The organism is Verrucomicrobium sp. BvORR106 (assembly GCF_000739655.1).
Taxonomy (GTDB): domain Bacteria; phylum Verrucomicrobiota; class Verrucomicrobiia; order Verrucomicrobiales; family Verrucomicrobiaceae; genus Verrucomicrobium.
Genome location: NZ_BATR01000033.1, coordinates 49,248 through 56,814, shown reverse-complemented (window position 1 = coordinate 56,814; position 7,567 = coordinate 49,248). Strand labels below are relative to the sequence as shown.

General features: G+C 62.1%; 6 protein-coding genes. 2 read left to right on the top strand and 4 right to left on the bottom strand.

Features of this window, described 5'->3' with window-relative positions; translation table 11 throughout:
- The first annotated feature begins 385 nt into the window (after window positions 1–385).
- Complete coding sequence (locus tag BV106_RS05825; RefSeq protein WP_265595375.1) at window positions 386–1,555, top strand: metallophosphoesterase; 1,170 nt, start codon at window positions 386–388, stop codon at window positions 1,553–1,555.
- Between the two features lies 1 nt (window position 1,556).
- Here BV106_RS05825 and BV106_RS05820 read toward each other — a convergent pair whose 3' ends face one another.
- A complete protein-coding gene (locus BV106_RS05820; RefSeq protein ID WP_038161866.1) occupies window positions 1,557–2,432 on the bottom strand; it encodes a helix-turn-helix domain-containing protein in 876 nt (291 codons plus the stop codon).
- Window positions 2,433–2,534: 102 nt separating this feature from the next.
- On the opposite strand from BV106_RS05820, the gene BV106_RS05815 reads away from it, so the two are divergent.
- Window positions 2,535–3,776: a Gfo/Idh/MocA family oxidoreductase gene (locus BV106_RS05815; RefSeq protein WP_038161863.1), complete on the top strand. Its 1,242-nt coding sequence runs from the start codon at window positions 2,535–2,537 to the stop codon at window positions 3,774–3,776.
- A gap of 87 nt (window positions 3,777–3,863) precedes the next feature.
- On the opposite strand, the gene BV106_RS05810 is transcribed toward BV106_RS05815, so the two are convergent.
- Genes BV106_RS05810 through BV106_RS05800 form a run of 3 tightly spaced genes read right to left on the bottom strand, consistent with a single transcriptional unit; the run spans window position 3,864 to window position 7,503 of the window.
- Window positions 3,864–5,321 (bottom strand): Gfo/Idh/MocA family oxidoreductase, encoded by a 1,458-nt coding sequence (locus BV106_RS05810; RefSeq protein ID WP_038161861.1) that lies wholly within the window; start codon window positions 5,319–5,321, stop codon window positions 3,864–3,866.
- A gap of 57 nt (window positions 5,322–5,378) precedes the next feature.
- Window positions 5,379–6,494 (bottom strand): alanine dehydrogenase, encoded by a 1,116-nt coding sequence (ald, locus tag BV106_RS05805; protein ID WP_038161858.1) that lies wholly within the window; start codon window positions 6,492–6,494, stop codon window positions 5,379–5,381.
- Window positions 6,495–6,498: 4 nt separating this feature from the next.
- Window positions 6,499–7,503, bottom strand: coding sequence for a 2-hydroxyacid dehydrogenase (locus BV106_RS05800; protein ID WP_051945197.1), 1,005 nt, complete (start codon window positions 7,501–7,503; stop codon window positions 6,499–6,501).
- Window positions 7,504–7,567 lie beyond the last annotated feature (64 nt).

The window sequence follows — 7,567 nt, the reverse complement described above, 5'->3', positions numbered from 1 at the left end:
TTCTTTTTGGTTTCGCCACGGAATCCCCATTGCTTTAACAATGGCATGGAGACGAAGAATTGAGGCGCGCTCAACCAGCCCTAGTGCCATGCGGAAGAGGCTGGTGATTTTATTAAGGCTGATGAAGCATTAGCGAATTCAGAGGCCAAAAAAGAAGAGCCGCAAATCTCCAAAAAACTCTTAGGGAGATGCGCAACAGCCTCAAAAGGAAGTCCTTCAGGGGTATTTGAAAGGGCGAAACGCGGTCAGAAAGTGGCAAAACGATGTCCGGCGCGTCGCTCCGCTCCCCAAAAAACCCACCAAGACTCACCATCGCCCCAAAAATGAGTTCGAATCCGGGCTAAACCACCCTCTTCAAAGTCGTAACGGTCGGATGGTACACCGCTTGTTTCGCATTCTTTCCGGGTTCCTCCCCTTTGCCACCCTTCTAGCCGCCGTGTTCACGGGAAGCGCCCACGCTCAGGTGGAGAGGATCTGGCTGACTCACCAGTCTCACACTCCAAATGCGCTGGTCGTGAACTGGGAGACCGCGTCACCTGCGGAATCGGTGGTTCGCTTTCGGGCAGCAGACGGTGCTCCCCAGGAGGAAGTGCGTCTTCCAGGGACACGCACACTGCATCACGTGGAGATCCCCGTTACAAACGCCAACACACTCTACTCCTACACCGTGGGAACGGGGACCCACACCAGCCCCGAGGCATGGTTCCACAGCCTCCCGGACCAGGGTGAGCTCCGCGTGGCCATCGTGGGAGACTGGGGCTATGCGCCGGGGCGGGATCTGTCCGCACTAAAGAACGACAAGGTGCACCTCCTACTGACCGCTGGGGACAATGTCCCGAGCCTGCACGAGGCCGCCACACCCGGACTGAAGGCCTTCAGCGCGCTCATTGACCAGCAACCTGAGCTGTTCCGCAGCACGCCCTTCCTTCCCATCCTGGGCAACCATGATCGTGAAGTCCGACCCCGCGGTCCGAAGCCGCCCGCCGAGCCCGTCTATGACGTGGAAGCCACGGCCTACCGCGAATTCTTCGCCCTGCCAGGGGAGGAATGGCGCTGGCATTTCGACATCCCGGCCTTCGATGTGCGCTTTGTCGCCCTGGACCTGAACCACATCTCCGACTTCGGCACCACCTGGCAGACCTGCCATGCCTGGGATGAAAGCTCTGACCAGTTCCAATGGTACAAGAAGCTCATGGCCGAGACCACCAACGGCTTCGTCTTCACCCTCAACAACGAGCGCCAGTCTTCGCTCGCAGGCAAGACCAAGGGCCTGTGGCATGAACAGTTCCGCAAAGGCAGCGCGCTGGTCACGGGTTTTGGTTATTTCGCCGAACGCGCCGAGCTGGAAGGGGGCCTGCCATATTTCAATACCTGCCTCAAGGGCGACGGCTCACCGTACAAGGATGCCAAGTCCGCCTTCTTCGCCAGCCAGGACAACTACCTGCTGCTGACTTTCACCGCTGGCTCGGACAAGATGAAGGTGCAGTTCAAGAATCTGAAGGGCGAGGTGCTGGACACCCGAGAGATCGCGAAGCGGGGGACGGTGAAGCAATGAGCTACAACGCAGACTGCAATCGCTGATGCGGTTGCCGCCGCACATCGGACGGCGGACAGCCGTAGCGGCGTCGGAAGACACGGGAGAAATAGAACGGGCACACAAAGCCGCAATCCTGGGCGATCTCAGCCACCGCACGGGGTGAGTGCATGAGCTGCTGCACGGCAAGTTGCAGCCGGCGTTCGTTGAGCCACTCCATGGGGCGGCGCCCGGTCTCACGTTTGAAGAGACGGCCAAAGTACACGGCCCCCATGCCGGCAGCAGCCGCCCAGTCGGCCAGAGTAATTTCCTCTGCCAGATGCTCTGTGGCCCACCGTTGCGCATGGAGGATGGCATCCAGCCCGCGCCGGCCTCCGGGAGTGACCGCGCCCTTTTGAAGCGGGGCGTGCAGATGGCGCATCAGATACGCCACCCACTGGAGTACCGCGCCATGCAGGGCAAATCCCTGCCCCACGGTAGTGCCGCCCAGCACCGCCAGCACTTTTTCAAACTCCGAGACGAACTCCGTATGCGAATGCCAGGAGCAGCGCCGCGGGAAGGCCCGCTGCAGGAGGACGTTGGGTTCACCTCCCTGGGAGATGGCGAGACTTGCGCTGAGGCTCACATGCGGAGCCCGAGGATCGTGGCCGAACTCAAACTCATCGCCCCCCTTGATGATGACGAAGTCACCCGTAGCCAGTTCCAGTCGCGTCCCATTGATCTCTGCCCAGCACGAGGAACTCTCCACAAAGAAAAAACTCATCATCTGCGGGGCGAGGCGGCTGCGCTCCACCGCCCACTCGGGGTACCCGGCATAGCGGCCAAACCAGTGCATTTGCAGTCCAAAGTGCCCGTCGGCCAGCAGAGGCCAGTCGTGGTGATAGGGCAGAACGTTCATGGTTGAAAAAATGCAGGAAATCACCAGGGGCCGTCCATTCCCAAAAGGGCGACGTCACGCTCACATAACGGCAGCAAAACCACTCTTGATTCCATCCCAAGCATGAAATCCTCCACCTCCACCGACCGCCCCAGTCGCCGCCAGTTCCTCGCCACCATCGCCGCAGGGGCTGCCGCGGGCATCGTCCCCATAGGCAACGCCGCTGCCACCCCCGGTAAGAAGGTCCGCCTTGGCATCGCAGGCGGGCGTTTCGGCGCGACCTTCCACTGGCATGAACATCCCCAATGCGAAGTCGCCGCCGTTACGGACCTGATTCCCGAGCGCCGTGCCCATCTGGTCAAAACCTACCGCTGCGACAAGAGCTACGCCTCCCTGGAGGAGATGGTGAAGGATCCCAATCTGGATGCCATCGCCGTCTTCACCGACGGCCCCAAGCACTACGAGCATGCCGTGCTCGCACTGAAGCACGGCAAGCACGTGATCTCCGCCGTGCCAGCCGTGATGGCCGCCACCGTGGCCGAGGCTCTGGATCAGGCACACAGCCTGGAGGAAACCGCCCGGAAGAGCGGCCTGACCTACATGATGGCCGAAACGAGCTACTACCAGGACTTCACCATCAGTGCCCGTAAGTTCTACGAGGACGGCACCCTGGGCAGCATGGTTTCTTGTGAGTCCGAGTACCTGCACCCAGGACTGCGGGTCCTCTATGGCTCCGCCGATAAGCCCACCTGGCGCTATGGCGTGCCGCCGATGTTCTACCCCACCCACTGTACCGCCCACCTGGTGAGCGTCACGAAGGAGCGGCTGGTGGAGGTGACGTGCTCAGGGTGGGGGAACGATCACCCTGTGTGCAAGAAGAACGCCTTCGGCAACAACCCGTACTGGAACGAGACCGCCCACTTCCGCAGCGACCGGGGCACGCCCTTCCCGGTGCGCATCTGGTGGGAAGGACCCGTATGGGGCCGGGAGAGCGCCAACTGGTACGGCAGCAAGATGAGCTTCGCAGCCAATCCGGGGCAGGGCCATGCCATCTGGCAGCCAGGCAAGGAGCAGGGCCACGATGACGCCGGCTTCCCGCTGGTCGCTGCCAAGCTGACTCCCTATGAGCAGCCAGACTGGTGGAAGACCGACCTGCTCCCAGAACCGCTGCGCCACAACAGCGGACACCACGGCTCCCACACCTTCCTGACGCACGAGTTCATTGATGCGCTGGCGAACACAAGACGGCCCACCGTGGACCTCTACGAAGCGCTCGCCTACACCGTGCCCGGCATCATCGCCCACCAATCGGCGTTGAAGGGCGGGGAATCGCTGAAGATCCCGCAATTCACCCGGCCAGCGTAAACGACGTCCATCAAAGAGCAGGCCTGCGCTCCCCAAGTTCCGGGGAAGCGCAGGCCCAAGTCTTTTCTTCCGACTATTCCAACTGCCTTACGCGGGATAAGCCTTCACCACGTAGGGTGCGCGGTACTCACGCGTGAGCAGCTTGCTGGCGGCTTCGTTGCCCGTCGCGGTTTCGGCAGCGGGATCGAACTTCAGCACCGGCCCCAGCGTGAGCGGGGTGGCATTGAGATCCACGGCGTTCGCCTGGAGGTGCTGGAGCATGCGATCAAGCGTCTCCGTCGCGCCCGGGATCGGGGCAAGGGTCTGCTTGATTTCCTCGACACCCTTCTTCTCACCAAGCTGGTAGGAGATGTTGCCCGTGTGGCAGATCGCGGCGCTCAGATGACCGTCCAGCAGTGGAGCGTTCAACTCTGTGGGCTTCCGGCTGCGCACGGCCTTGATGAAGTTTTCGTAGTGGTTGTCCGCACCTTCCCACTTTTTCACTTCCTTGCCCTCTTTGTCATAGGCAATGGCGCTGTAGTAGTCAGGCACCAGCACATGGCCGTTTTCGCAGTGGATGATGACGCCTACGCCAGCCCCCATGAACTTGTCCATGCCTTCGCCCGCGTCCTTGGCGGTGGGCAGCCCCCGTACTTCAAAGATCAGCGGGGCCTTCTCATAACCCTGGTACACGATCTGCGTGTTGGGGGTCTGGCCGTCATCTTCATAGCCAAGACGCCCCCCGACACTCCAAGCGGTGGGGGCAATGGCCGTCTCACCCAGGAACCAGCGAGCAATGTCCATCTGGTGCACGCCCTGATTGCCCAGATCGCCGTTTCCATAGGGCCACTGCCAGTGCCAGTCATAGTCCAGGCGCGGACGACGGATGTCTGCAATGGGGGCCGGCCCGAACCACAGGTCACGGTCCACCTCCGCCGGCACGGGCAGAGGCGTCTTGCGCACCTTCATGGCGGGGCGGCTCTTGTAGCAGAGACCCCGGGCGAGGGTGATCTTGCCCAGATTGCCCGCCTGCACCCAGGCGACAGCCTCACGGATGGCAAAGCTGCTCCGGCTCTGGGTGCCCCCCTGGACAATGCGATTGAGCTTCTTCTCCGCATTCACGATCTGGCGGCCTTCCCACACGTTGTGAGACACGGGCTTCTCCACAAAGACATCCTTGCCTGCCTCCATGGCCCACTGCGCCCCCAGGGCATGCCAGTGGTTCGGCGTGGCCAGGCTCACGGCATCAATGTCTTTGTCAGCCAGCAGTTTCCGGTAGTCCTGATAGGTCTTCACCGTCAGACCTTCCTTTTTCAGGCGCTCGGCTTCATCGGCCAGGTACTTGGAATTCACATCACAGATCGCGGCGAGGCGCACGCCCGGGATTTTCTTGTAGCTCGCCAGATGATCTCCACCACGGCCCTTGAGACCCACCACGGCCACATTGATGGCGTCATTGGCCTTGCCGCCGCAGGAGGTGAGGCGGCTGCTGATGAAAAAGGCCCCGCCGGCAAAAGTAGCTTGGGACAGGAACCGGCGGCGGGATGAGGAAGGCGAGGGAGGCATGTGAAAGAGAGGAGGGGAACGAACCTAGATAAAACAGTTAAATGTCGAAAGAGTGGACTATCGTGACGCAAAGATCGTGTCCGCATCCAGATGCGGCAGCCCGTGGGCGTCGGCGACAGCGGCATGGGTGACATGTCCATTATAGACGTTAAGGCCATCAAGAAGATTGGCATCCCGTTGGAATGCGCCGGGCACCCCATGGTCTGCCAGCAGTTCAATGTAGCGGTAGGTCACGTTGGTCAGGGCCTGGGTCGCCGTGCGAGCATAGGCCGCAGGCATGTTGGCCACGCAATAGTGGGTGACCTCCTCCTCCACATAGGTGGGCTGGTCATGCGTGGTGGCGCGGGAGGTCTCGCAGCAGCCCCCCTGGTCGATGGCGATGTCCACCAACACACTGCCGGGCTTCATGACCTGGAGCATCTGGCGGGTGATGAGCTTGGGGGCCTTGGCTCCAGGCACCAGCACCGCTCCGATGAGCAAGTCCACGCTGGGCAGCATTTCCAGAATATGGGCGTGGTTGGAGTAGAGGGTGTGGGCGGTGTGGAGGGTGATGTCGAGGAAGCGCATGCGTTCCACATCCACCTCCAGGATGGTCACATCTGCGCCCAGGCCCGTGGCCATGCGGGCGGCATTGACCCCGGCCGTGCCCCCCCCAATGACGACCACCTTGCCCGGAAGGACGCCGGGGACGCCGCCGAGCAGCACGCCTTTGCCCCCGTGATGTTTGGCCAGAAAGTAGGCACCCACCACCACGCTCATGCGCCCGGCGATCTCGCTCATGGGCTCCAGCAGGGGGAGGCGGCGGTTCACCTCCACCGTTTCATACGCGATGCCAGTGCATTGGGAGGCCAGGAGCGCCTCCGTGAGCGGCTTGCTGGCGGCCAGATGCAGGTAGGTGAAAAGGATCTGCCCGGGCCGCAGCAGAGGGTACTCCTGAGGCAGGGGCTCCTTCACCTTCACGATCATGTCCGCCTGGGCAAAGACGGCCTCGTGGGTGCTCAGGATCTCCGCCCCGGCGTTGGCATATTCTTCATCCGGGAAGCCGGATCCCGCACCTGCCTGGGTCTCCACCACCACCCGGTGCCCCCGCTTGACCAGTTGGTAGGCAGCGGAGGGCAGCAGCGCCACACGATTCTCCTGAGCCTTGATCTCTTTGGGAACGCCGATGATCATGCAGCTACTTTGCGGCGACTGCGGGCGGAGGCGAGGAAAAAAGCGTGACGGATTCCAACCGGCGTTGCGTGGTGGTCCGCAGATCGGGGATGACGTTCAGGAGCGGCTGCCCCTGGAAATGGGCAATGAGATTGTCGTGGACTATCCTCGCCATCTCCTCACGATTCTCCTCCGTCCGGCTGCCGACATGGGGAAGCAACACCACCTGGGGCAGGCGAGTCAGTTCATCTGGGACCAGCGGCTCCCGCTCATACACGTCCAGGCCCGCGGCCCGGATGGTGCCTGTCTCCAGGGCATGGACCAAGGCGGACTCCTCTACCACCGAACCCCGTGTGATGTTGATGAGCGTCCCGTCCGGCCCCAACATCTCCAGCACGGAGCCATCCACCAGATGCCGGGTGGCGGAACCGCCAGGGCAGGCGATGATAAGGAAGTCGCTCCAGAAAGCCAGATCGTGCAGCGTCCTGAAGAACGGGTAGCTCACCGTAAGATTGGGCCGCCGTCCCGCATAGCCCACCCGCATGCCGAGCGCCTCCAGGCGACGGGCGATAGCCTGACCGACCCGGCCCAGCCCAAAGATGCCGGCACGTTTGCCGCCTGGCTTGAAGCCCAGAGGAAACGCCATGGCCGGCCAGCCGCCGTCATGCAGAAAGCGATTGGCCTCCAGCAGGCGGCGGGAAGTCATCAGCACCAACGCCAGGGCCACATCGGCCATGTCCTCTGTCAGCACATCCGGTGTGTGCGTGACGCGGATCCCGCGGGCCCGGCAGTAATCCACCGGCACGCCCTCGTAGCCGGTGCCAAAGACGGAGATGATTTCCAGATTCGGCAGGATGTCCAAAAGGCCTTCCCGGTACAGGGCATTACCCGACCCCACCAGGCCACGGATGGAGGTTTCCTCGCCATCGTTGAGACTGGTGTGGCAGACAAACCGCTCCGCCAGGGCATGCGACAGCCTGCCCGGGAGAGGAGCCAGGCAGAGAAGATGAGGACCCTTCGGCGCAGGCATGATCGCAAATTGAGGAAGGGAAACCCGGAAAGCAAGAAGGGTTGCAAGATTGCGATTTACTTTC